Here is a 23,462-nt window from a genome sequence, read left to right as displayed (position 1 = left end):
ACAACCCGGATAATTCACGGACGAGATGCCCGACACGCGCTGAGACGACAGGTTAGAATGATGCTTTGTCGTTTCCCAGCGGTGCGCCATGCCCCCGACCACACCCATCACGGATGAGATTACCCCCGGTTTCCTGCTGATTCAGGGCAACCGGCTGGAGCTGTTGCAGCAGGTTCTGATCGACTGGCTCAAAAGGCATCCGCTGGCCCCGCTGGAGAACGAAACCTTTCTGGTACAGAGCAACGGCATGGCTCAATGGCTGCGCCTTGGTTTGGCACGCCCGCGCTCGGCCCAAGATGGTGGATTGGGCATAGCGACCGGCATCGAAATGATTCTGCCTGCCCGCTTGCAGTGGCAATGTTATCGAGCGGTACTGGGTACCGACTTCGTCCCCGCCGAAGCACCGCTGGATAAGGACAAGCTGGTATGGCGCCTGATGCGGTTACTGCCGAATCTCATCCATACGCCCTCCTTCCTGCCGTTGCGCCACTACATAGTCACCGATCAGCGGCCCGACGACCGTCGCCTGTATCAATTGGCACTGCGCGTTGCCGATCAGTTCGACCAGTATCAGGTGTACCGAGCGGATTGGCTGCGCCATTGGCAGGAAGGCCATGATGACCTCCCCGCGCACGAAACGCGCCTACCGGACGAACAACGCTGGCAGCCGCCGCTGTGGCGCGCATTGCTGGCAGACATTCGCGAACGGCAGGACGATCGAGACGGCATCGAATTCGCGGCAGGACGCGCAGACCTGCACACCGCCTTTCGAAAAGCCGCATCGGAGCAAAAGGCGCGCCCGGAAGGCCTGCCCCGGCGGATTGTCGTGTTTGGACTGTCGTCGATTGCGCCTCAGGTTTTGGACGTTCTGGCAGTCGCATCGCGTTGGTCACAGGTGATTGTCTGCTTTCTGAATCCCTGTGAATATTATTGGGGCGATATCATCGACGGACACCAGTTGTTCGCACAACGCTATCAAGGCCGAAGACCCTACAAATCCGCGCCAAACGAAACAGCACATGCACATCCCTTGCTGGCCGCCTGGGGCCGACAGGGGCGCGATCTGATGCGCCTGCTGGATCAATTCGAGGAAAATGCTCAGCTCGCCGCCAATCCATTGACACTCACGCCCTTCGAATCAACGGTTGTCGACTCTGCAAAATCCTCGCTGCTGACGCTCATTCAAGATGACATCCTCAAGCTGCGCACCCCAGATGAACTGCGCGCACTAAACCGTCGCCTTGAGCCCGACCAAGATCACTCGCTGCATTTCCACATTGCGCACAGCCCATTGCGAGAGGTCGAGATTCTGCACGACCAGTTACTCGCTGCATTCGAAGCCGATACGTCGCTCAAACCGACGGACATCATCGTGATGGTGCCGGACATGAGCCTATACGCTCCGGCCATTTCCGCCATTTTCGGGCGCTTTGGCCGCGATGATCCGCAACACATACCGTTCAGCATTTCCGATCAAGCAGCTTCGGGTCAGGTCGCTCTGATCAATGCACTCGAACAGATACTGAACTTGCCGACATCACGTCTGCTGAGAAGCGAGCTGCTTGATCTGCTGGGCAGCCCCCTGCTTCTTGCCCGATTCGGAATTTCAGAAACGGATTTAACCACCCTGCATGACTGGATCGATTCGGCAGGTATTCGCTGGGGGCTAAATGCCCAGCATCGTGAAGCGTTTGGCGTGCCACCGGGCATGGAGCAAAACACCTGGGCATTCGGGCTGAATCGGCTCCTGCTCGGCTATTTGAGTGGCGACGAAAACGCGATTTGGGATGAAATAGAACCCCATCCCGTCATGGATGGCATCAGCGCGGAACTGGTCGGCAAACTGGCACAATTGGTCCAGCAACTCGACAAGTACACCCAACGCCTGTCTGAAAAATGCACACCAACGGAATGGGTTGCGCGCTTACGCCGACTGATGACCGATTTTTTCTCTCTTTCCGATACTCAAAATCATCTGGACTCACCCGAAATCCAGATTGAAATGGATACGCTGGCGCGTTTGCACAATGAGCTCGAACGGTGGCTCGCCGACTGCAGCGTGGCTGGGTTCGAAAATGAAATCGACATCGAAACCGTTCGTCATGCCTGGCTCAATCGCCTTGAACCACATCGCCTGCATCAACGGTTCATTGTCGGCGGCGTTAACTTTGCCACCCTGATGCCGATGCGCGCCATTCCCTATCGACACATCTACCTTCTAGGCATGGACGACGCGAACTACCCACGGCGTCAAACACCCAACGATTTCGATCTCATGAACGGCCGCTACCGCCCGGGTGATCGCGCACGGCGCGAGGACGACCGATACCTATTCCTCGAAGCCTTGCTGGCCGCTCGGGAACGGTTATCCATCAGCTGGGTCGGCCGCAACATCAACAACAACAAGATTCGCCCGGCTTCCGTGCTCGTCAGCCAGCTGCGCGACTATCTCGATCAATTCTGGGCAGTGCCAGAGCCACATTCCTGCAGCGAGATTCAGACCACAGAGCACCCGCTGCACCCATTCAGCCGCCGTTATTTTTCGGCAGACAATACTGATCTGTTCACCTTCGCCAACGACTGGCGAGCCGTGCACGACAGCACTCAAGGCACTTCAAAGACCGAGCTACCAATCTGGCTCCCCAAAGAACCCCTCACCCTGAATACTTTAAGCGATTTCCTGCGCACGCCCGCGCACACGCTGCTCACAAAACGGTTTGGCGTCTATCTAAGACCCACCGCGACCGAACTGGAAGATCACGAACCCTTCGAATTGGATGGCCTGCAACGTTGGCAACTCAAAAAAGAGATCAACGACCGTGTGCGTCACCAACTCGCCATACAAGCGCACGCTACAAGCCAAATGACGACGCCCACAATCGAACACATCAGCGCGCTCATCTCGACACAATATGGTCAGGCACGCCTCGGTGGGCGATTACCCATTGTCAGCCCCGCATTCGAGTACAGCGAACTTCTGCCGTTGATCGACCAATGGCAACGCTGGCTTGAATTAAACCTGCGATTCCATCAAACCGCAGCTAAATCACCGGTACTGAGCATCCGAAGTGATCGAGGTATCATGCTTGAAGCATCAGTACCAGATGTATATTCCACCGAGTCATCAATCCCGAACGACACCCTGGCGCGACTGATTTTCATTGAAGGCAAACTCCATCGAGGTCAGGATATCGAATGGCACAAATGCGTTGCCCAGTGGCCGGCTCATCTGCTCGCCCAGCTCACGCACGGATCAGTGGAAACCTATCTCATCGGCGAAACTGGCACCTTGTGCTTCACCCCCATTGAAAAAGAGATGGCAAAACAGCATCTATTGACCTTGCTCGACGCCTGGTTTGATGCCGTGCAGGCCCCCTATCCGCTGGCCTGCAAAACTGCGTTCTGCTTGCTGGCTCAAGAAATGACTCCGGAAAATACAGATTCCGCGCTCAAAAAAGCCAGAGAATGCTTTGAGGGCAACATGAAAGTTCCGGGAGAAGTCACGAACAGCCCAGCACTCGCCCGGCTCTGGCCGGACTTTTCGACGCTCATCAACGGCCAAAGCTTTGCCAAAAAACAATTTACCGAATTGAGCCAGATCATCTACGCGCCCATCAAAGATGCCATCGAAGCCCGTTAGCGCATTTCACATCTTCCGATTCGAGCGGACACAAAAAAGCCGCCCGTAAAGGCGGCTCATTTCAAACGTCAGTCCGTCAATCGACGAAACGGAACTTCTTACTTGCCGTAAGCCAGATCAGCGCGACGGTTTTTCGCCCAGGCCGCTTCGTTATTCCCTTCGACAGCCGGACGCTCTTCGCCATAGCTCACGACGTCCACCTGAGAGGGCGCAACACCATCAGCCAGCAAAGTATCACGCACCGCTACCGCACGCTTCTCACCCAACGCGATATTGTATTCACGGCTGCCGCGGTTATCAGTATTGCCTTCTACCAAAACATGACGCTGTGTGTTTTCTTTAAGGAAAGCAGCGTTCTGTTGCAGCATCGGACGATAAGAAGGGTCAACATTGTACTTATCGAAACCGAAGTACACAGTTGCAGCGTCGCCCTTCGGGGCACTCGCATACAGTACAGATTCATCCGTACCGGAACCGTTCATGCCCGAAGACTCCGCACCCGTTGCTCCACCCGCTTGGCCCGCGCCCGCAGGCTTAGTTGGCGTAGAGCTGCACGCAGACAAAGATAATGCCAAAACACCCATAGAAACAGCGACAAACGCACGCATGAAATGTACCTCAATCATAAACACCAAAAACACAAGCTCAATCTACCATAAAGTATTTTTTAACTGTTGGAAGAATGAATGCTCATCAGTATCATGAAAACAACACAGTCAGCAACCATGGATATCATAGCTTCGGCGAAGCCCAACTCTACCCTTACTCCAACAAAAGAATTGACATCTAGACCAGATTTATACAAAATTCGCCCCCTCGCGGAGGGTTGGCAGAGCGGTTGAATGCACCGGTCTTGAAAACCGGCAAGGGTTTATCCCCTTCCAGGGTTCGAATCCCTGATCCTCCGCCACTATTCAGTGATATCCGCTTGATTCTAAAGCGAATTTCAAACAAACAAAATGTTCATGCCCACAACTATGCCTACACTTTGATGCTTGGTAGGAAAGTGCGGTTACATGACCACCTGAATTCTTCTGATTTTCTTCGACGACAAAACATCCAAGATCAGAGTTAGCCCGTTGATATCCCCAGAATGACTGGGCTGCAATGGGATGACTTGAAACACTACAGGCGTAAAAAAACCCGCAAACCTAGGGTTCAATGCGGGTTTAGTTAAGATTTTAGAACTCTGCTGGACGTTTTAAAATCTTCGATTGGTGGAGCTAAGCGGGATCGAACCGCTGACCTCCTGCATGCCATGCAGGCGCTCTCCCAGCTGAGCTATAGCCCCGTTATTTACGGGTGGCGGGTATAATACCTTTCAGTTTTTTTTTGTCAAGAATATTGGACGTAGTGTCAGCGCAAAGTAGTAATGTCCCCTTTGTCCCAAATATAAATACTCCCTGAGTGAGTAAGCTCAGCGTCTGTGTATAAAAGAGACGGATGTTTTTGGATGGGCATGATGAATCAAAAGAAAGCGCTAAGAGCACAGGTGATGGCGCTGCTGACGGCGGATGAAATCGATTAACCAGCATTTTGATGGTCACTAGGACTTATTCTGGCGCAAACGGAAAATGGCTTTTACAGTCATGACAAAAAGCACGAAGGCAGGCGGTTAATGCACGGGTTTAAATGGCGCTTGCAAAACAGATCAAGCCAATCAGAGGACATGCAACAGCAGCGAATCACTCTTGAAAAGGCGCCCATCGGCAAGTCCGCTACTGATGGGAACAATGCGATCCGGTAACGGAAACGAAACAGGAAAAAGGGACATTTCTACTTCGCGTTGACGCTAAGTTCAACGGTGGCTTGTGAGACAAGTGATAAAAGCCTAGAATTACTGGCTTGGTTTTTGTTGAATCAGGGATCTTATTCAATCAAAGTTGGCATGCTGCAAGGCCAGTGGGCTAGCTTTGATTCAATAAGATTTTCAATTTGTTTTATTAAGGAGAAGCCATGTCTGTTAAGCATCCCGTTGTGGCTGTCACCGGTTCGTCCGGCGCTGGCACCACCACTGTTAAGCGTGCTTTTGAGCACGTATTTCGTCGCGAATCGCTCTCGCCTGTGGTGATCGAAGGCGATAGCTTCCACAGCTTGTCACGGATGGAATTCAGAGAAGCAGTCAAAAAAGCGGAAGCCGCTGGCAATTTCTCCTTCTCCCACTTCGGCCCGGAAGCCAACCATTTCGACAAATTGGGTGAGCTGTTCAAAACCTACGGCGAGTCAGGCACGGGCAAAAAGCGCTACTACATCCACAGTGATCAAGAAGCCGCCGAACACAATGCTCGCTTGAATACCAATCTTAAACCCGGGGAGTTTACCCCTTGGGAAGATATCCCAGCTGGCTCGGATTTGCTTTTCTATGAAGGTTTGCACGGTCTGGTCAAAACCGACTCGATCGATGCCTCGGCACATGTGGACCTGGGTGTGGGCGTTGTCCCCATCATTAACCTGGAATGGATCCAGAAGATCTTCCGTGACAACGCTGAACGTGGCTATTCTGCGGAAGCGACGGTGGATACCATTCTTCGCCGGATGCCGGACTATGTAAACCACATCACGCCGCAGTTCTCGCGCACGGATATCAATTTCCAGCGCGTGCCGACTGTCGATACTTCAAACCCGTTCATCACGCGTGACATTCCAACGCCCGATGAAAGCTTGGTCATCATCCACTTCAGTAATCCTAAAAAAGCCGGTGCCGATTTCCCGTACTTGCTGTCGATGATCCCAAATTCGTTTATGTCGCGCTACAACACCATCGTCGTGCCCGGCGGCAAAATGAGCTACGCAATGGATTTGATTCTTACTCCAATCATCCACAACATGATTGAAAGACGTAACGCCTGACAAGTCAGCCTGCCGTCGATAAGAAACTAAAAACCCGCTATGCTCAGCGGGTTTTTTATTACTCAACTCATTGGCGAATTTGCAGCAAAAGAAAAGCGCCCGGAAAAGGCGCTTTTTTAGTGTCTCGACAAAAATACCGAGTTATCTGGTGATTATTTTCCCAGCATAGCTGGGTCATTCATCTTGGCGCCATCGTACATGCTGTACTCAACGATAGAGCCGTCATAAAGACGGGCTTTCTTATCACCAACGATTTCATGGGTCACAAACCAGAGACCAGATGCCAAGTGACCTGTGTTGCAATAGTCGATGATTTCTTTACCTGAATTTAATCCAACCGTTTTAAACATGGATTCATAACTGGCTTTAGGCAAAAAGCGGGCAGAGGCGCCATCCGCCGTTGTCAACAAATCAGGTGGTACATTTTTTGCGCCAGGCAAGTGTCCAGGTAGCTCTTTTGGCTTGGTAAAAACCCCCATATACTGGTTAGTTGGACGGGCATCAGCAAACTCGACTGCGCCTGGGTGCTCAACAGCCTTTTTGACTTCCTGATAGGTTGCCAGAATGTTTTTTCGTTCCGCTGATGCAACCCAGTTACCAGCCGAAACAGCGGGCGCATCCGTGGCAGCAGGCATGCCATCAGCCAGCCATTGAGCCATACCACCGTTCAGAATGGCCATATTGTCCTGACCGTAGTACTTCAATTGCCAGTACAAACGTGTCGCTTCGTCAACATCGGGGGTGGAAAGCCCCTTGGGCACGATGACAATCGGCTGGCCTTTGTTAACACCCCAAGATTGAACCAGCTTCTCGAATGCTGCTTTATCGGGGATTACACCTTTGACCATCTTGCCATCAATATCACGACTGACTCGAACCGTCTTGAAATCGACGAACGATGCGCCCGGCACGTGGCCGCTCACCGTAACAGCAACATTCTTGCCTTTGATTTCTTTCATTTCAGGTGCGGTAGTGAACGACTTCATCGTTCCACTGACCTGCAATACCTTCACATCTTTTAAATGGGCGTTTAGCCAAGCCGGATCAACGAGCGGTCCCGGCACAGTTACTGCGTATGCAGCTTGCGCCGCAAAAGATGCCGCGATCACGGCAGGCACAAACACAAACTTCTTGAAATTCATTCGTCTAAACTCCTTCTTTACAACAATTAACTGTCAGATAGCCTACGGCGCATCCAACTACCCTGTGAGATGCAAACCAGAAAGTTGCATCACCTATCAAAACACATTGACCCGATAGTGACAATGCGCGTTTTTTTATGCCGAATAACGCTGCAGTCCAACCTGTTGCACCAACGTTAATACCGCATAGATATCAATAAATTCTTCGCTCAAAACGTTCTTCGAGCGATCTTCGGCAACATCGACGGGCAGTTCGCCATCGCCCGTCCAGCCCAGAGACTCATCCCGAGCGTTGAGTAACCGTCGAATCTGTGGCTCGCACAATCGAACCAACATCATCAACCAACGGGAAACCAACCAGGATGGGCGTGCACGATTAACGACAAAGGCGTCAGGCAGCATTGAAACCAAATCAACCGCAGGTCGAATGTACTCGTCCGTCACCCAACGATTGGTTGTGAACAGGGAGCGCACGGCACCACGCGCATCGATTGAAACACCTACGACATGGCTGAATTGGGCACTCGGCTCAGGGCGAATGAACAAATGAAAATGGCCATGCTCATCCTGCGGGCGCTCGTCAGCGGCATGGGCATGATAGTAATACATCGCCCCTGTATCCGGATCTTGAACATCATCCGCTGGGTAGTGCTGCCAGCGAATTACAGGCGAGTCGTCCTCATATTTGAGCAATTCATCTAGAATCGTTTGGTGATCATTACTCAGCGACCGATTGATATCGAAAAACTCCTGGGCAACCGATACGAGCTCATCGAAATCAGGCTCAGAAAGCTGAGTCATCCAAGCTTGATAATCGTCCAGACTGCTCAGGGTAGAGTTCATGACACGGAGCGCCCTCGAGCATGTACCGATCTAGCACTCATATGAGTCGCTCGGATTCAATCCGAATTATCGGCCACCGGGGGCGCAAGGATTCCCGCCACGGCTTGCCGGCGCACAGGGATTGCCACCACGACTCGCAGGGGCGCAGGGGTTGCCGCCTCGGCTCGCTGGTGCACAGGGATTCCCACCGCGACTGGCTGGTGCACAAGGGTTGCCACCACGGCTCGCTGGTGCGCACGGATTCCCACCGCGACTGGCTGGTGCACAAGGGTTGCCACCACGGCTCGCTGGTGCGCACGGATTCCCACCCCGACTGGCTGGCGCACAAGGGTTGCCACCACGGCTTGCCGGTGCGCAGGGATTCCCACCGCGACTGGCAGGCGCACAAGGGTTGCCACCACGGCTGGCTGGTGCGCACGGATTTTCACCTCGGGCCTGAGCTGCGGGAATAACAGACAGCATACTCACCGGTGAAGGCGCCACAGCAGCCGCGGTAATAGCTACTGCCAGCGCTGGAACAGAAGCGGACAGAAAACGTCGTGATTTTGAACGCGTCATTTTTTTATCCTGTTGAGTCATTATCCAAATCCCCTCTTAAATTATTGTTCAAATACAATGAGTTCAATCCACTAAGCTTGAGCACGATCGGTGGATGCTTAAGCCGCACGCGAACCGAGATTACCTTGTACCGCGCTTCCCTGCTCATCAGAGGAAAGAGTCGGATCAGTACCATCCACGATATCTTCGGCAGTAATTACGCCATGAGCGCGCCGCTCAAGCACTCGACCCAACGCGAAACCACCCACGGCGACCAACACCATAACGACCCAGATTAACCAAGGCGAAACACCGAGATACTGCGGCAACGTTTTTGCAGTGAATTGCGCCGAATGCAGGATAAACTGAATAAGTGCACTATCGTAGACATAAGCAAAGCCGAAAATCCCCAGCACCATACCCGCCATAAAGACCAGACCATCGATACGGCCCGACATGAAACCGACAACCGACGTGCCAGGGCAGTAGCCCCCGATTGCGAAACCGGCACCGATCAGAGCAGCGCCGGAAGCCGTTGCCCAGAGGAACGTGGTTGGCACGAAGAATCCCTTGGAACCGAAGTAATTTCCGGTTTGCAGGAGAAGAATACCCAGAGAAGCCACGATGATGGCCGTAAACATGACTTTGAAAACAGACCAGTCAGTCAGACGGAACTGGGCCGTCAACTTGCACGGCGATCCAAAGCCCGCCTGTTCTAATACATAGCCAAACAAAATCCCGGAGGCCAATGCAGTACCCGCTACCCCATAATCCATTACCAGACCCTCCGCAGCAGTGCGCTCAAACCAAGGCCGACAAAAAAGAAAACCACAAGGAATATGAAGCCACCTATTCCCAGCATCGTAGTACCGGACAAACCCACACCACTGGTGCACCCCGCGGCCAGACGTGAACCGAAACCAGCCAGCGCGCCACCGATCAAGGCGAGGGCAAGACGCGGCCAAACCCCGATTTTGCCGGCGCCCGTATCGACTTTCAGTTTGAACCGACCTGCGCTGACAGCCGCCAGAAGCGCGCCGATGGCCACCCCGACAACTTCCACGACGATCCAGCTCGCGAACGGATTGGCACCATTCGCAACCATGCCGCCGAGATAGCCATTGGATTCCGTTGCCGCCGGTGCAATCTGCATCCCCAACCAGGCTGCAATACTAGCGAACGTGCCCGATGCACCCACGCCATTCCCGACAAGGACAAAGGTAAGGATAAGGACCAATCCGAGCACCAACCCGGCAACCAAGGGCGGCCACAGCGGGCGCACCAACGTACCATCAGACATGTATCACTCCTTTTCTCAACTATTTATGCCATTAGACCTTTTAGCCTAAGTAAAGGGGAAACGCCCAATCGATATGTTTGATTGAAGCATTCGCCCCCTCTATTCATGCGCCAAAGGTCTTATCATTCAATGGCATTTCAGAATGATGCCGACTCAGCTTCCAGGTAAGCAAGTGAAGTGTACTTCCCTATGTTTTCGTCGAAGCCTTTGGTTACCGGTGCGTATTTTTTCACACGGGGATCTTCAAGTGCCAAAGATTTGGCCAATTCCTGCCCGCCCATCTGCTCGACAGCCTTTTCAGCGGACTGGTAAATTCCCTCGAACAATTCCCGGTTGTGTTCAAGAACCTGCTTGCCGGGATGCCCGTGCGCAGGAATCCACAATGCATCTGGCACCGCTGCTTCCAGCGCATCGTAATTTTTGAATGTCCCGCGGAAACTGCCATCGTCCATGAATGCGATTCGATTATCCATCGCGACATCACCGACATGAACGAGATTCTGCCCCACGATCTCTAGGCTGATGTCGGAGGGCGTATGTGCCGTACCGTAGAAATGCACCTTGATTTTTGTATCGCCGAAATCGAGTACGTCGCCATGGCTCAATGCCAGTGTCGGCGGAGTGACTGCCGTACCAATGGTGGCGTTGTCGGTCGAGCGTTCCATCAGGTTGCGCCAGAACTCACCTTGCCCGGTCTTGATGGCCGAAATGGTTTTCTCGTGCGCATAGAGCGATACGTCAGGATTATCGGCCACGAAGGCATGATTACCCAACCAGTGATCGCCATGATAATGCGTATTGATGACCGCCACCACGGGGGCCTCGGTCAACTGACGGATCTGACGCAATGCCATCTCGCCAATTTGTCGGGAAGCGCCGCTATCGATAATGACCACGCCTTTTTTCGTGTTCACAAAAGTCACGTTACTCATCATCCCCTGATTCTCAACAGAGGGAAAACCCCATGGCGAGACAATGCAGAATACGTTCTCAGATAACGGAGTAGGCTTGATATCAGGCACTTTCGGACCGGCAATAACCAGATTCTCCTCTGCAAAAACACGTGCGGAAAAAGCAGCTGGCAACATGGTCGCTCCGGCCACGAAACCTACGGATTGCAAAAAGCGTCGACGGGGCATACGTTCTGTATTTGATTTCATCTTTACTAATCTCTTTATTTTGCGCTCTCTCTTGTATAAGAAAGCAATTGGGTCCTATGACAGACCATGACTCCTGCTATGATCTTGGTGAGTGGAATGAAAAACTTCAATACCATGATCATTATTTCTTTGAATAACGCCCTGGATTTGCTTATCTGTTTGCAACAATCCTGATGCCACCGTCAGTACTCTACCCTCTCAGGGCTGAGTCACTGCCGCTTCACACGAAGGACACGACTGGTCTCCATGATTTGTCAAAATCATCACGTCTGCGCCACCTCCGCACTTGCTCACGCTGAAGCGGTATGTCTTGCGCGGGGTGCGCGACTAACACCTATTCGGCGCGCCGTGCTGATGGAAATCTGGGCGAATCACGAGGCGACAAAAGCCTATGACTTGATTGCACGGCTCTCAAGCGAAGGCAGTCTGATCAAGCCGCCCACCGTTTATCGCGCACTTGATTTTTTGCTGGCACACGGGTTGATTCACCGCATCGAGAGTTTGAATGCATTCATTGGCTGTCATCATCCGGACACGCAACATCAAGCCATTCTAATGATCTGCGACCGTTGCGGCACAATTAACGAAGCCGCCAGCGAGGCCCTCAATGGTATCCTGAGCGCGCTCACGCATGCGGAGAAATTCACAGTGACACACCAGTCCATCGAACTGCATGGTCTGTGCGCTTCCTGCCAAAAGCTTGCATGAAAGAAGTCCGCATCACGGGTGACTTCAAGCTAAAATAGACACCGTAATTCCCGCCACATCTGGTCTTGTCATGCTTACGTCCCAAGAAATAGCCCAACTTCGTGCCGATCTGGTTCAAACCACCACGCTGATGGATAAATCGCTCACGCTGCATTCCACCTGGGGTTTATTCTCTCCGCGTGAAATTGATGAGGGCACGCGCTTACTGATGGGGTTTCTGGATGCGCCGGAACCCGGCCAGACTATTGTGGACTTAGGTTGTGGCTATGGCCCGATCGGGCTGGCCCTCGCGAAGGCCCAACCCAAGGCTGACGTGATTTTGCTCGACAAAGATTTCGTCGCCTGCGAGTTTGCGGCAAGCAATGCCAAACGCAATCAACTGAACAACGTTGTCGTCAAACCCAGCAACGGCCTTGATGCCCTGCGCGGTCAACACGTGGATCGCATCGTATCGAACGTACCCGCCAAGGTGGGCAAGGAAATGTGGTCAATCATGCTCTGGGATGCTGCCGAGGCGCTCAACCCTGGTGGAGATATCTGGTTTGTGAGCATCAATGGGCTTCGCGACTACTTCAAGCGAACTTTCAAGGAACAGTTCGGCAACTACGAAAAAATAAAGCAAGGCCAGAACTACACCATTCACAGGGCAGTCAAATCTTAGCTTTCCCGGGTTTATAGCCCGTACCTTGGCTTCTAACTGCCATTCATCACCCGATTGAGAGCATTCCTAGTGACTACCGATTTCTATACCTGGCATTTGCAGGGCGACGGCACAGCGCGCTTGCTTACCCTCTCAGATGAAACACCATGCGCGGGGCCTGTCTGGATTCACCTGAACTACACACGGCCAGAAACCCAGGAATGGATACGCAGCCGAATCGATTTGGACAGTACGGTTCAGGACACCCTGTTGGCAGAAGTGACTCGGCCACGCGCCCTGATTCTCGATCAAGGACTGCTGCTGACGCTGCGCAGCATCAATCACAACCCGGGGCAAGAACCAGACGATATGATCGGCATCCGGCTCTGGATCACGCCGAAACTGATCATCAGTACTCATTTACGCAGCTTGCGGGCAGTCAATACCTTGCAGCGCGATATGGAAACCAACAATGCGCCCAAAGATGCCGGTCAATTTGTCACGCGGCTTGTTGAATTGTTGAACGAGGACATGCTGGATACGATCGAGGAAATTGACGAACTCACCGACAATTACGAAAAAATCATGCTGATCAGTGAGGATGTCGAACCGGTATCCGACCGTGACTTGGCTGACCTTCGCACCATGATTCTCACGTTACGTCGCTACCTTGGCCCGCAAAGGGACGCCCTGCTTTCCGTTATCGGCAGCCACCTGATCTGGATGAAGAAAGGGCCTATCCAGCGCCTTCGAGAGGCGGAAAACAGACTGACTCGCTATCTTGAGGTACTGGACGCCTCCCGCGACCAAATGCGGATTATTCAGGAACAATTGCAGACCCGCTCTAACAATGAACTGAACAAACAACTGACCTTTCTGACTGCACTGTCAGCTATTTTCCTGCCATTGACATTCATTACCGGCCTGTTCGGAGTCAATATTGATGGCATTCCCGGGAATGATGGGCATCCGTGGGCCTTTAGTATCTTCACCCTGTTTCTGGTTTCACTGGCTGCCGTTCTCATCTACCTGTTCAAGCGCGCTCGATTGTTCTGACCGCTCACGCCGCTCGCTCAACTCAAGAGGCACGGGGCACCCACTTGGAAAACCCCCGAACACCAGGGGCTCGTAGCGTGATTTTTTTATTATCAAAACGGGCCATCGAAACCTTAGGAACAGGCTTTGGGGCATCGATTTCCTGCCGAACCTTCGCTTGGGCGGGCAACAACGGCAGAAACCCGGCCGCCATAATTTCCAATGCGTCATGCATCCCCAAACGATTCAAGGTTTCTTCTGGTGCCTCAATAAAATGCACATAAGGAATGCCGACAAGATGCAGACGACAAGCTTCATAAACTGCTGCCCAGTCAATCGAAGTGGTACGTGCAGTGGTATCAAGTACGTGATTCATGATCAATCTCCAAATTATGTCTACTTAATTTACACGAATAGATAGTAGACACTTTATCAAGGTGCGTCAACATTATTTAGTCAAGTTTATTGACACATGTTGCGTTTACGGCACAATGACGCGCAAATCACCTTAAGGCACACACATAAGACTATGGTCAATCACGCTGAAATCGCGGCTCTGAAATGGGATGTACGACAACGCCTCACGCTCTTGGAAAGCACGCTGTTGCTCACGGGTTGGGTACGCACGCAGGCACTCGTCGAGACGTTCAGCATCAGTCGAGCTCAGGCATCCAAAGATTTCGCGGTGTACATGAGCCTTCGCCCCGATAACCTCAAGTACAACAAATCGCTGAAATATTATGAAGCAGGAGACGCGTTCACCCCGCTATTGCTCACCGGTTCGGCCACGGATGTACTCAATGCCCTGCAGGTGGTCAATCCACAACAAACACCCGTGGTTACCCTGTCTGCCGCACTGCCAGCCATACAGGTGGTACAGCCACTGGATCGGCAATTGGATTGGTCGGTTTTAAGGGTAGTGAGTCAGGCCATCTACCAAAAACGAAAACTCAAGGCGGCGTACCAGTCCATGAATCGCAATGAACCAACCGAGTTGACGCTCTCACCGCATCATTTGGTGTTCAGTGGTTTTCGCTGGCATGTACGCGCATTCAGTGACACGCATCAGGCATACCGTGATTTCGTATTGGCACGATTCAGGGGAGAGCCACCCCAATTGCTGAATGAAACTGCGATCTCGGGTGATCACGATGAGGCATGGCATCAAACTATTGACGTTATCATCGAGCCGCATCCGGGCTTGCCGGAAAGTCAGCGAAAGATTCTCGCCGAAGACTACGGAATGATCGATGGAACACGTTGCGAGCCCGTTCGTCAGGCCTTGCTGCCCTACTTCTTGCGGTTGATGCAAATTGAACCCGAACGACAACACCCCGACCCAAAAATCCAGCAGATCATCCTGAAAAACCCGGAACAGGTTCAACCGTTTTTGTGGCGTAACAATTAGCCTACAGAAAATGAGCGTTAATTCGGGCGGGTGCTAGCGACTGGGCAAGTAGGCCATGGGATCGACTGGTTTACCATCCCGACGTATCTGAAACAGCAAACTGCCGGTTTTATCCTTTGCGCGGCCATCTCGCCGCCCCATGGTCGCCACGACTTGACCTGCCCGAACGGTCTGCCCCTCTTTGACCAGAAGACTGCGGTTGTAACCGTATGCCGATAGCCAGGTCGAATTGTGCTTGATAATCAATAGATTGCCGTATCCAGGCAGACCATTGCCCGCATAAACCACTTCTCCGGCTGCACTGGCACGAACGGGTTCGCCAATCGCACCCCCCAGGATCAAGCCTTTTTGCTGGTTACTCTGGTCGATGAAATGACTAAGAACACGTCCGTTAACCGGCCACTTCCAGATCACGCCTTGCGCCGAAACGGTGGTATTGGATTGGGTTGAGGCTGATCGCGAGGCCGGTTTCGCGGCCGGAGGTTTACGCGGAACGGCTCTCGTCGTCACCCTCGTGGCGGCACGCGCAGTTTGCCCCGGTGGGGTCAGTCGCAATATTTGCCCCGCTCGCAAATCACGCGGATTGCGGATGCCGTTCCAACGTGCAACGTCACGCCAATCCAGATCATTCGCAACAGCAATGGAATACAGCGTGTCGCCCGGTCGAACGCGTATGGCCGAAGCATCGTGCCCTGCCCATCGGTCAAAATGAGACCCTGTGGCACAGCCGGACAAGGTCATCACGCCAAGCAGCAACCCGACCCATGCCAAACGGTACAGGGGCCTTACATGGGCAGCAAGACACGATAACTGATTCACGATGGGATAATGCACTCCATCCGTTCAGTGTTTCATCCATCGCCATAGAATCACGGCGATGACCAGTAAAGCGACCGTCAACCAACCCAGCCACTCAATATAGTGACGAAGTTTAGGGGCAATCTTCGGTCCGGCCCAGGCGATCAACCCGGCGACCAGATAAAGCCGCCCGCCGCGACCGACCAAAGAAGCGACAAAAAACAAGGCTGGATTCATGGTTAATGCCCCGGCCGTAATCGTGAACGCCTTGTAGGGAATGGGCGAAAACCCCGCCACGATGATCGCCCAGAATCCCCATTCCTGAAACCACAGTTTGGCTTTTTCAAAAACCGAACCATAGCCCCATTGCTGGATATAGGGCATCAGCCAATCAATTGCCAGCCAGCCGATCAAATACCCGAACAGGCCGCCCAAGGCAGAAAAGACGGTTGCAATGGTTGCAAATTGCCACCAACAGCGCGGGCGGGCCATGGCCATTGGAAGCAGCATGACATCGGGTGGAATCGGGAAAAACGAAGCTTCAGCGAAACTTAACCCGCCCAGTGCCACCGGCGCATGTCGATGCGCAGACCAGGATAAAACTCGATCGTAAAGAGCGCCGAATAGTCTCAAGACTGTTCTCCAGGAAGCATGGGGACAAAACTGACCGCATCAAAAAACTGACTTCTAAAGTCATTTTCGGTACGGGTAATCACGGTGAGTCTCTGAGCCTCACCTTGCGAGCCAACGGGTACAATAAGCCGCCCGCCATCGACCAGTTGTGCTTTGAGCTCATCGGGTATGTTCGATGGCGCGGCCGTCACGATGATCCCATCAAATGGGGCTTGCGAAGGCCACCCCTTGAAACCATCCCGATGCAAATAACGAATGTTCAGTAGCCCCAGACGACGATGCCGAGCCTTGGCGACCTCCAGAAAGGTCCCGATCCTTTCGATCGTAAACACCGCACAACCACATTGAGCAAGCACGGCGGCCTGATACCCCGAACCGGTGCCGATCTCCAGCACCCGTTTCACTGGGATACTCGCCCCCAGAAGCAACTCGGACATCCGCCCCACGATATAAGGCTGAGATAGTGTCTGTCCCTGCCCGATGGGCAATGAGCAATCGTCATATACCCGCATACGCAGGGCCTCATCGACAAATGCCTCGCGTGCCAGCGTATTCATCGCCGCCAACACCTTCGCGTTGGATACACCCTGCTGCCGCAATCGTTCAACCATGGCTCCGCGTGCCCAAGTGTAGTCTGGGCCTTGCTTGGAAAAAGAGGGAAGCTCGTCTTCAACACGACGCGCTGTTTTCTTTAGCGTCTTCTCGGGCACACGCAATTCTGGCTTGTCTGAGGAAGACAGTATCTTCTTCAGACGTGGAAAATCGGATGATGTCATTTGGGCAAGGCACACACGGGTTCAGCCAACCAATCGGCGACATTGTGTATCGCACTGTGCCGCGTCATATCGAATTGTACTGGGGTAACCGAAATGTGTCCGGCGGCGACCGCGGCAAAGTCCGTACCTTCGCTTGCATCCGCACCTTCGCCAGCGGCACCAATCCAGAAGATTTCCCGATCACGAGGATCCCGATCGCGAACGATCCCCGATGAAGGATGGCGACGACCCAAACGGGTGGCGAGCATGGGTTTGATTCGATCAGCCGGCAAATCCGGAACGTTGACATTCAGCAAAGTGAACGCGGGCAGGGGATGATTTACCAGGCGGCAGACCAAATCTACGACCGCATCGGCGGCGACACCCAAATGCTCCGGGTGATGTGCCGCGTTGGAAACGGCAATTGCCGGCAACCCAAGCGAACGGCCCTCTGTAGCCGCGGCAACCGTACCCGAGTACAACACATCATCACCCAGGTTCGAACCGTGGTTGATGCCGGAAACAACAATGTCCGGCACCACGGAAAGCAAACCTTGTATCGCCAGATGAACACAATCCGTCGGCGTGCCATCTACCGCCCAAACATCCGGCTCGACCAGTCGGGGACGCAGCGGGCGGCTCAACGTCAGGCTATTGGAGGCGCCACTACGGTCTCGATCCGGTGCCACAATCGTGACATGCCCCAGCGCTTTGAGTCGTTCAGCCAAAACCCGTATACCCGGCGACAGGTAACCATCGTCATTACTGACCAGAATATTCATGAATTTGCATCCAAACGATAACGAGGGCATAAGGATACCGGTGCGGCGGCTGCTTTACACCTCGCACTTGAACTAAAATCAAACAAAGTTATTTCATGGCATGAGCAATGGCGAAAAGCAGCAAAAAAACAGCACCACTCGCCCCCGAGGATATCGCCTTGTTTCACGAGGCAGTAGGCTCGGTTGAGCCGGTTTCGAATGCTTGTGTTGTGGTTGATGACGCACCGCCAAAACCCAGTCGCAGGAAGGCGATTCCAGAGCGGCTCAGCGATTACATCGATCAGCACCTATCCGATGGATTCGCGCTGGAAGAGCCCATCGAACATGGCGAGACCCTGAGTTATCTTCGACCAGACAGCCCTCCTCCGTTGTTGAGAAAGTTAAGGCGCGGCCAATTCAGCGTTGCGGCCAGTCTCGATTTGCATGGCATGAGCATCGATGAAGCCAGAAACAGCATCGCTCGGTTTTTCCTTGAGCAACGCCGGGACGTGCGCTGCTGTGTCCGTATCGTTCACGGCAAAGGCAACCGATCGATTGGGCAAGTACCCGTACTCAAACGCATGGTGAACCACTGGCTGCCTCAGAGGGATGATGTCATCGCTTTTTGCTCAGCACCGCCGCATGATGGCGGCACAGGCGCAATTTACGTATTGTTACGGAAGTCTTAACAGGCCGTTGAAAAACGGGCTGTTAGAGCGAGGCATGGATGCCTCACGCGCAAATCAAATATGCAAATATTTGATTTGACGAAGCCACGCACGGACATGTGCCGGGCGTGGCGCGTTGAAAAAGGGCAGGAAAGGCCTTTTTCAACATCCTGTTAACCCAGAAAGTCAGACCAAATGCCAATAACGAACTCTCTTGCTCAGGCCGTACGAGCCATCCCCGATTTCCCCAAACCCGGCGTCATCTTTAGAGACATCTCGCCGCTACTGAACCATCATTTCCGCGAGACAATCGATATGTTGTCCGCCCAGTTCTCACCAGAAGAATGGGCAGAAATCGATGCCATCGTGGGGATTGAATCCCGTGGGTTCATTCTGGCTTCCGGAATGTCCTATGCCCAAAACAAGGGGCTCATGATCGTCCGCAAGCCGGGGAAGCTGCCGCCGCCCAGACACAGCGTGCGCTACACACTTGAATACGGTGAAGACGAACTGCAAATGGCTACAAATCTGAATCCACAGCGCGTATTGATCATCGATGACGTACTAGCCACGGGCGGCACGCTTCTGGGCACGTGCGAACTCTGTACGCAGTGCGGACACGAGATCAAAGGCATCGGCACCTTGATCAACCTCCCGGGCCTCAATCAATTCGCCTGGCCAAACACACCGGTTCGCAGCCTATTCACCTACTGAACAGCGAACAATACGATGAAGAAAAACATACTCCTCGTCATGGCACTCCCACAGGAGAATGTTGGGAACCGTCTGGATCAGTTCGGCCTACCCATCCTTTACACTGGCGTTGGCAAGATCAATGCGGCTATAAAGTTGGGCGAAATCCTATCGACGACGAATGAACATACCATCGTGATCAATTTGGGCTCGGCAGGATCACACCAGTATCCAGCCGGTGAAACAGTGTGTATCACCCGGTTCTTTCAACATGACATGAATGCAACGGCGCTGGGTTTTGATCTGGGTCAAACGCCCTTCGAAAAAGAAACACACCTAACAGGCAGCCTTGCCATACCGGGGATGAAGCAGGCGACTTGCTTCACCGGAGATAGCTTTGTCAGCGAACGGCACCCTGAACTGAGCTTTGAAGTCATCGATATGGAAGCCTATTCGCTGGCGAAAACATGCCTGCATCACAACACGGAGTTCATCGCGCTGAAGTTTATTACCGATGGAGCGGACGGTCAGGCCGCACGGGATTGGCCAGAGGCGCTCAATATGGCCACCGATCATCTGAGTGTAGCGCTGGGTGAAACTTTGAAGCATCTCGAGCGTCTTCAACTGGCAAGCAAATAAAACACTATCCAGTTGACAGTTACAAGGAACTTATCAATGAACAATCGAAAGTGGGTTATCGCTGCCCTATTCATGTTGTCTGCCGCTCCTCTGGCTATTGCAGGGACATCGACCAATACAATTGGCGAAAAAATAGCCAGAAAAGGAACAGGTGACGTTCCAGCCTGTGCGATATGCCACGGCGACCACGGCGAAGGAAATCTAAAAGCTGGCTACCCGAGATTGGCTGGCATGAATGCAGAATATCTAGATCAGCAAATGACGTTGTATGCACAAGAAGAGCGAACAAACCGAATCATGCAGGAATATGCACAAAAGCTGAGTATCGCGCAGCGACGGGCTGTATCGGAGTACTACGCGAATCAGACCGCGCATTCACCACACATCGATCTGCAGAGCCTCCCACCTCAGGCGGCGAAATTATTGCAAGTGGGTGCGCCGAATCGGGGTATACCTAGTTGCTTCAGCTGCCATGGAGACAACGGACAAGGTGATGCGGATGGAATCGCACCCATTGCTGGGCAACCCGCTATCTACTTTATCCACCAAATGAACGCGTGGCGATTTAATGCTCGCCCGGTCACAGAGGGCAACCCGATGGGCGTCATTGCGAAATCATTAACTGTGCAGGAAATTTCTTTACTAGCGCATGCTCTGCAATAGAGTGCGAAGAAATTAACAGATTACCGGTGATCGACAACGAAAGGTATTTTGGCTACGAAAGTACCTGCCGTCGTCGTAAAGCTAAGATCAGCCACCCAATCCGTTCGTGTCGTTGTGCACACAGGCAGAATGATATTCTGAGCATAATTCCCATTATTGGTACGGGTCAGTGGATAACGGTTGATGCCCATATCCATCCCCACCATCTGAAAATCCACAGAAACCGCGCCCATTGATTTCGAGGCCTCACCTTGCGGTTCAACGACAAGTGAAAACTTCTCCAGAGGCTTGATCACGATAGGTGCCCGTACAAGCACGTGGCCAATGTGACCTAATGCCAAGTCGCAACCAGTCCCCTTCATCGTGCAGTCATTAGGAATAACCACCGGAATAACAGGGCCCGAAGCCGTATCCTTGGGGCGAACTTCAGCAGGGTTATGGCCCCAAATAAAACTCAAAACAGCAAGAGCGACAAACGTGGCAACAAGCCAGCGGGCTTGATTCATCGACATATTCAGACCTCACTTTAGGGAACCTCTGATTGAATCCCTCGTGAGCCGAGTTGCTGATCCAAAAGCCGCAAAACGAGGCAGAGGCCGAAGGTCGTAGTTTACGCTACGATGCCAAGGCCGATAACGAAGTGTTGTGTCTTTTGGGCGGCAACCCGCATAGGACGGGCTTTTGAGGGCGATTTTACGCGGGCTTGCGCCTGCTTCGCATTAAACTGGCGTAAGCCCGCTGTGTTGCGCCGCTCACGAATGGAATAACCATTAACGCGAAGCTGGCGCAAGCCCGTTTCGCGCCGCGCCTTGCGACTCATCCCTCAAAAGCCCGTCTCGGCCACGAAGGATTCAATCAGAGGTTCCTTAGGCCACAGACTCTATCATTAAGGCCTAAAAAAGAAAGCCCCCCGCACAGGATATGTACGGGGGGCTTTGAATGGGGAGCCTGGCGTTGACCTACTTTCACATGGGGAGACCCCACACTATCATCGGCGATGCGGCGTTTCACTTCTGTGTTCGGGATGGGAACAGGTGGTTCCACCGCTCTATGGACACCAGGCAAAGGGGTTTGCAAACAGAGTCATTGCTCTGTCTGCGTGAAGTGAATGCGGTTACAAGTACACTGATCTTGTTTGTTGTCAGTCGACAAGCTGTTTTGGCGTTATATGGTCAAGCCTCACGGGTCATTAGTACTGGTTAGCTACACGCATTACTGCGCTTCCACACCCAGCCTATCAACGTTGTGGTCTTCAACGGCCCTTCAGGGGACTCAAGGTCCCAGCGAGATCTCATCTTGGGGTGGGCTTCCCGCTTAGATGCTTTCAGCGGTTATCCCATCCACACTTAGCTACCCGGCAGTGCCACTGGCGTGACAACCGGAACACCAGAGGTGTGTCCATCTCGGTCCTCTCGTACTAAAGACAGCTCCCCTCAAATCTCGAACGCCCACGGCAGATAGGGACCGAACTGTCTCACGACGTTCTGAACCCAGCTCGCGTACCACTTTAAATGGCGAACAGCCATACCCTTGGGACCTGCTTCAGCCCCAGGATGTGATGAGCCGACATCGAGGTGCCAAACACTGCCGTCGATATGGACTCTTGGGCAGTATCAGCCTGTTATCCCCGGAGTACCTTTTATCCGTTGAGCGATGGCCCTTCCATACAGAACCACCGGATCACTAGAACCGTCTTTCGACCCTGTTCGACGTGTCTGTCTCACAGTCAAGCTGGCTTATGCTCTTACACTAACCGTACGATTTCCGACCGTACTTAGCCAACCTTCGTGCTCCTCTGTTACGCTTTCGGAGGAGACCGCCCCAGTCAAACTACCCACCATACACTGTCCCCGATCCGGATAACGGACCTGGGTTAGAACATCAAACATACCAGGGTGGTATTTCAAGGTTGGCTCCACCCGAACTGGCGTCCGGGTTTCAATGCCTCCCACCTATCCTACACAAGTAGGTTCAATGTTCAGTGCAAAGCTATAGTAAAGGTTCACGGGGTCTTTCCGTCTAGCCGCGGGTACACTGCATCTTCACAGCGATTTCAATTTCACTGAGTCTCGGGTGGAGACAGCGCCGCCATCGTTACGCCATTCGTGCGGGTCGGAACTTACCCGACAAGGAATTTCGCTACCTTAGGACCGTTATAGTTACGGCCGCCGTTTACCGGGGCTTCGATCAAGAGCTTCGCTTGCGCTGACCCCATCAATTAACCTTCCGGCACCGGGCAGGCGTCACACCCTATACGTCCTCTTTCGAGTTTGCAGAGTGCTGTGTTTTTGTTAAACAGTCGCAGCGGCCTGGTCACTGCAACCCGCTTCAGCTCCACGAGCAAGTCGCTTCACTTACCACGGGCGCACCTTCTCCCGAAGTTACGGTGCTATTTTGCCTAGTTCCTTCACCCGAGTTCTCTCAACGCCTTGGTCTTCTCGACCTGTCCACCTGTGTCGGTTTTGGGTACGGTCGCTCATAATCTGAAGCTTAGAGGCTTTTCCTGGAAGCTTGGTATCAATCACTTCGTCTCCGTAGAGACTCGTCGTCATGCCTCAGCATTGACCCCCCGGATTTGCCTAAGGGATC

At 53.0% G+C, this 23,462-nt stretch carries 24 protein-coding genes, 2 tRNA genes and 2 rRNA genes (1 of these 28 running past the window's edge); 12 read left to right on the top strand and 16 right to left on the bottom strand.

The window, feature by feature from the left end:
• Positions 1 to 88 precede the first annotated feature (88 nt).
• Positions 89 to 3,640 carry an exodeoxyribonuclease V subunit gamma gene (gene recC, locus HNEAP_RS02855; protein WP_012823453.1) on the top strand — a complete coding sequence of 1,184 codons (3,552 nt, stop codon included), beginning with the start codon at positions 89 to 91 and terminating at the stop codon, positions 3,638 to 3,640.
• Positions 3,641 to 3,738: 98 nt separating this feature from the next.
• On the opposite strand, the gene pal is transcribed toward recC, so the two are convergent.
• Positions 3,739 to 4,248, bottom strand: a complete 510-nt coding sequence (gene pal, locus HNEAP_RS02850) for a peptidoglycan-associated lipoprotein Pal (protein ID WP_041600618.1) — start codon at positions 4,246 to 4,248, stop codon at positions 3,739 to 3,741.
• A 212-nt stretch (positions 4,249 to 4,460) separates the two neighbouring features.
• Between pal and HNEAP_RS02845 the strand changes: the two genes are divergently transcribed.
• Positions 4,461 to 4,550: transfer RNA gene (locus HNEAP_RS02845), tRNA-Ser, on the top strand.
• A gap of 305 nt (positions 4,551 to 4,855) precedes the next feature.
• On the opposite strand, the gene HNEAP_RS02840 is transcribed toward HNEAP_RS02845, so the two are convergent.
• Positions 4,856 to 4,931: transfer RNA gene (locus HNEAP_RS02840), tRNA-Ala, on the bottom strand.
• A gap of 665 nt (positions 4,932 to 5,596) precedes the next feature.
• Between HNEAP_RS02840 and HNEAP_RS02835 the strand changes: the two genes are divergently transcribed.
• Positions 5,597 to 6,490: a phosphoribulokinase gene (locus tag HNEAP_RS02835; protein WP_012823451.1), complete on the top strand. Its 894-nt coding sequence runs from the start codon at positions 5,597 to 5,599 to the stop codon at positions 6,488 to 6,490.
• Between the two features lie 152 nt (positions 6,491 to 6,642).
• Here HNEAP_RS02835 and HNEAP_RS02830 read toward each other — a convergent pair whose 3' ends face one another.
• Positions 6,643 to 7,632 carry a sulfurtransferase gene (locus tag HNEAP_RS02830; protein WP_012823450.1) on the bottom strand — a complete coding sequence of 330 codons (990 nt, stop codon included), beginning with the start codon at positions 7,630 to 7,632 and terminating at the stop codon, positions 6,643 to 6,645.
• A gap of 135 nt (positions 7,633 to 7,767) precedes the next feature.
• Positions 7,768 to 8,475 carry a DUF6969 family protein gene (locus HNEAP_RS02825; RefSeq protein WP_012823449.1) on the bottom strand — a complete coding sequence of 236 codons (708 nt, stop codon included), beginning with the start codon at positions 8,473 to 8,475 and terminating at the stop codon, positions 7,768 to 7,770.
• 121 nt (positions 8,476 to 8,596) lie between these two features.
• Here HNEAP_RS02825 and HNEAP_RS12640 point away from each other — a divergent pair, with 121 nt between their 5' ends.
• On the top strand, positions 8,597 to 8,914 hold the full coding sequence (locus tag HNEAP_RS12640) for a hypothetical protein (RefSeq protein ID WP_155802512.1): 318 nt from the start codon (positions 8,597 to 8,599) through the stop codon (positions 8,912 to 8,914).
• Between the two features lie 217 nt (positions 8,915 to 9,131).
• Here HNEAP_RS12640 and HNEAP_RS02815 read toward each other — a convergent pair whose 3' ends face one another.
• The 3 genes from HNEAP_RS02815 to HNEAP_RS02805 all read right to left on the bottom strand — a co-directional run bounded on the left by HNEAP_RS02815 (position 9,132) and on the right by HNEAP_RS02805 (position 11,472).
• Complete coding sequence (locus tag HNEAP_RS02815) at positions 9,132 to 9,788, bottom strand: YeeE/YedE thiosulfate transporter family protein (protein WP_012823447.1); 657 nt, start codon at positions 9,786 to 9,788, stop codon at positions 9,132 to 9,134.
• Complete coding sequence (locus HNEAP_RS02810) at positions 9,788 to 10,312, bottom strand: YeeE/YedE thiosulfate transporter family protein (RefSeq protein ID WP_012823446.1); 525 nt, start codon at positions 10,310 to 10,312, stop codon at positions 9,788 to 9,790. Before HNEAP_RS02810 ends, HNEAP_RS02815 begins: the two co-directional genes overlap by 1 nt.
• Before the next feature lie 137 nt (positions 10,313 to 10,449).
• Positions 10,450 to 11,472 carry an MBL fold metallo-hydrolase gene (locus HNEAP_RS02805; RefSeq protein ID WP_041600340.1) on the bottom strand — a complete coding sequence of 341 codons (1,023 nt, stop codon included), beginning with the start codon at positions 11,470 to 11,472 and terminating at the stop codon, positions 10,450 to 10,452.
• Between the two features lie 246 nt (positions 11,473 to 11,718).
• Between HNEAP_RS02805 and HNEAP_RS02800 the strand changes: the two genes are divergently transcribed.
• The 3 genes from HNEAP_RS02800 to HNEAP_RS02790 all read left to right on the top strand — a co-directional run bounded on the left by HNEAP_RS02800 (position 11,719) and on the right by HNEAP_RS02790 (position 13,876).
• Positions 11,719 to 12,180, top strand: coding sequence for a transcriptional repressor (locus HNEAP_RS02800; protein ID WP_012823444.1), 462 nt, complete (start codon positions 11,719 to 11,721; stop codon positions 12,178 to 12,180).
• A gap of 70 nt (positions 12,181 to 12,250) precedes the next feature.
• Complete coding sequence (locus HNEAP_RS02795) at positions 12,251 to 12,841, top strand: class I SAM-dependent methyltransferase (RefSeq protein ID WP_012823443.1); 591 nt, start codon at positions 12,251 to 12,253, stop codon at positions 12,839 to 12,841.
• Between the two features lie 69 nt (positions 12,842 to 12,910).
• A complete protein-coding gene (locus HNEAP_RS02790) occupies positions 12,911 to 13,876 on the top strand; it encodes a zinc transporter ZntB (RefSeq protein WP_012823442.1) in 966 nt (321 codons plus the stop codon).
• Between the two features lie 22 nt (positions 13,877 to 13,898).
• Here the strand turns inward: HNEAP_RS02790 and HNEAP_RS02785 are convergent, their stop codons facing one another.
• Positions 13,899 to 14,231 (bottom strand): hypothetical protein, encoded by a 333-nt coding sequence (locus HNEAP_RS02785; protein WP_012823441.1) that lies wholly within the window; start codon positions 14,229 to 14,231, stop codon positions 13,899 to 13,901.
• Between the two features lie 153 nt (positions 14,232 to 14,384).
• Here HNEAP_RS02785 and HNEAP_RS02780 point away from each other — a divergent pair, with 153 nt between their 5' ends.
• Complete coding sequence (locus HNEAP_RS02780; protein WP_012823440.1) at positions 14,385 to 15,263, top strand: helix-turn-helix transcriptional regulator; 879 nt, start codon at positions 14,385 to 14,387, stop codon at positions 15,261 to 15,263.
• Between the two features lie 33 nt (positions 15,264 to 15,296).
• Here HNEAP_RS02780 and HNEAP_RS02775 read toward each other — a convergent pair whose 3' ends face one another.
• From HNEAP_RS02775 to surE, 4 genes are all read right to left on the bottom strand, one after another.
• The gene (locus HNEAP_RS02775) at positions 15,297 to 16,082 is read right to left on the bottom strand and encodes a peptidoglycan DD-metalloendopeptidase family protein (RefSeq protein WP_012823439.1); all 786 of its coding nucleotides are present in this window, start codon (positions 16,080 to 16,082) and stop codon (positions 15,297 to 15,299) included.
• Between the two features lie 24 nt (positions 16,083 to 16,106).
• Positions 16,107 to 16,694 (bottom strand): YqaA family protein, encoded by a 588-nt coding sequence (locus HNEAP_RS02770; protein WP_012823438.1) that lies wholly within the window; start codon positions 16,692 to 16,694, stop codon positions 16,107 to 16,109.
• Positions 16,691 to 17,305 carry a protein-L-isoaspartate(D-aspartate) O-methyltransferase gene (locus HNEAP_RS02765; RefSeq protein ID WP_041600612.1) on the bottom strand — a complete coding sequence of 205 codons (615 nt, stop codon included), beginning with the start codon at positions 17,303 to 17,305 and terminating at the stop codon, positions 16,691 to 16,693. The genes HNEAP_RS02770 and HNEAP_RS02765 overlap by 4 nt, the downstream gene beginning before the upstream one ends.
• Positions 17,306 to 17,466: 161 nt before the next feature.
• The gene (gene surE, locus HNEAP_RS02760) at positions 17,467 to 18,231 is read right to left on the bottom strand and encodes a 5'/3'-nucleotidase SurE (RefSeq protein WP_012823436.1); all 765 of its coding nucleotides are present in this window, start codon (positions 18,229 to 18,231) and stop codon (positions 17,467 to 17,469) included.
• A 107-nt stretch (positions 18,232 to 18,338) separates the two neighbouring features.
• Between surE and HNEAP_RS02755 the strand changes: the two genes are divergently transcribed.
• The 4 genes from HNEAP_RS02755 (at position 18,339) to HNEAP_RS02740 (ending at position 20,873) form a co-directional block, all read left to right on the top strand.
• Positions 18,339 to 18,899 (top strand): Smr/MutS family protein, encoded by a 561-nt coding sequence (locus HNEAP_RS02755; protein ID WP_012823435.1) that lies wholly within the window; start codon positions 18,339 to 18,341, stop codon positions 18,897 to 18,899.
• Between the two features lie 174 nt (positions 18,900 to 19,073).
• Positions 19,074 to 19,592 (top strand): adenine phosphoribosyltransferase, encoded by a 519-nt coding sequence (locus HNEAP_RS02750; protein ID WP_012823434.1) that lies wholly within the window; start codon positions 19,074 to 19,076, stop codon positions 19,590 to 19,592.
• Positions 19,593 to 19,607: 15 nt separating this feature from the next.
• Positions 19,608 to 20,210 carry a 5'-methylthioadenosine/S-adenosylhomocysteine nucleosidase family protein gene (locus tag HNEAP_RS02745; protein WP_012823433.1) on the top strand — a complete coding sequence of 201 codons (603 nt, stop codon included), beginning with the start codon at positions 19,608 to 19,610 and terminating at the stop codon, positions 20,208 to 20,210.
• A gap of 36 nt (positions 20,211 to 20,246) precedes the next feature.
• Positions 20,247 to 20,873, top strand: coding sequence for a c-type cytochrome (locus tag HNEAP_RS02740; RefSeq protein WP_012823432.1), 627 nt, complete (start codon positions 20,247 to 20,249; stop codon positions 20,871 to 20,873).
• A gap of 20 nt (positions 20,874 to 20,893) precedes the next feature.
• On the opposite strand, the gene HNEAP_RS02735 is transcribed toward HNEAP_RS02740, so the two are convergent.
• The 4 genes from HNEAP_RS02735 to HNEAP_RS02720 all read right to left on the bottom strand — a co-directional run.
• Entirely contained in the window at positions 20,894 to 21,385 is a 492-nt protein-coding gene (locus HNEAP_RS02735; protein ID WP_012823431.1) for a hypothetical protein, read from the bottom strand.
• Between the two features lie 98 nt (positions 21,386 to 21,483).
• Positions 21,484 to 21,693 carry a hypothetical protein gene (locus HNEAP_RS02730; RefSeq protein WP_012823430.1) on the bottom strand — a complete coding sequence of 70 codons (210 nt, stop codon included), beginning with the start codon at positions 21,691 to 21,693 and terminating at the stop codon, positions 21,484 to 21,486.
• 126 nt (positions 21,694 to 21,819) lie between these two features.
• Positions 21,820 to 21,935, bottom strand: a 5S ribosomal RNA gene (gene rrf / locus HNEAP_RS02725).
• Positions 21,936 to 22,041: 106 nt separating this feature from the next.
• Positions 22,042 to 23,462: ribosomal RNA gene (locus HNEAP_RS02720) — 23S ribosomal RNA — on the bottom strand; it runs 1,456 nt beyond the window's last position.

The organism is Halothiobacillus neapolitanus c2 (assembly GCF_000024765.1).
In the GTDB taxonomy this organism is placed as follows: domain Bacteria; phylum Pseudomonadota; class Gammaproteobacteria; order Halothiobacillales; family Halothiobacillaceae; genus Halothiobacillus; species Halothiobacillus neapolitanus.
The sequence above is the reverse complement of the archived record's forward strand: the minus strand, read 5'-3'. Positions and strand labels throughout refer to the sequence as shown.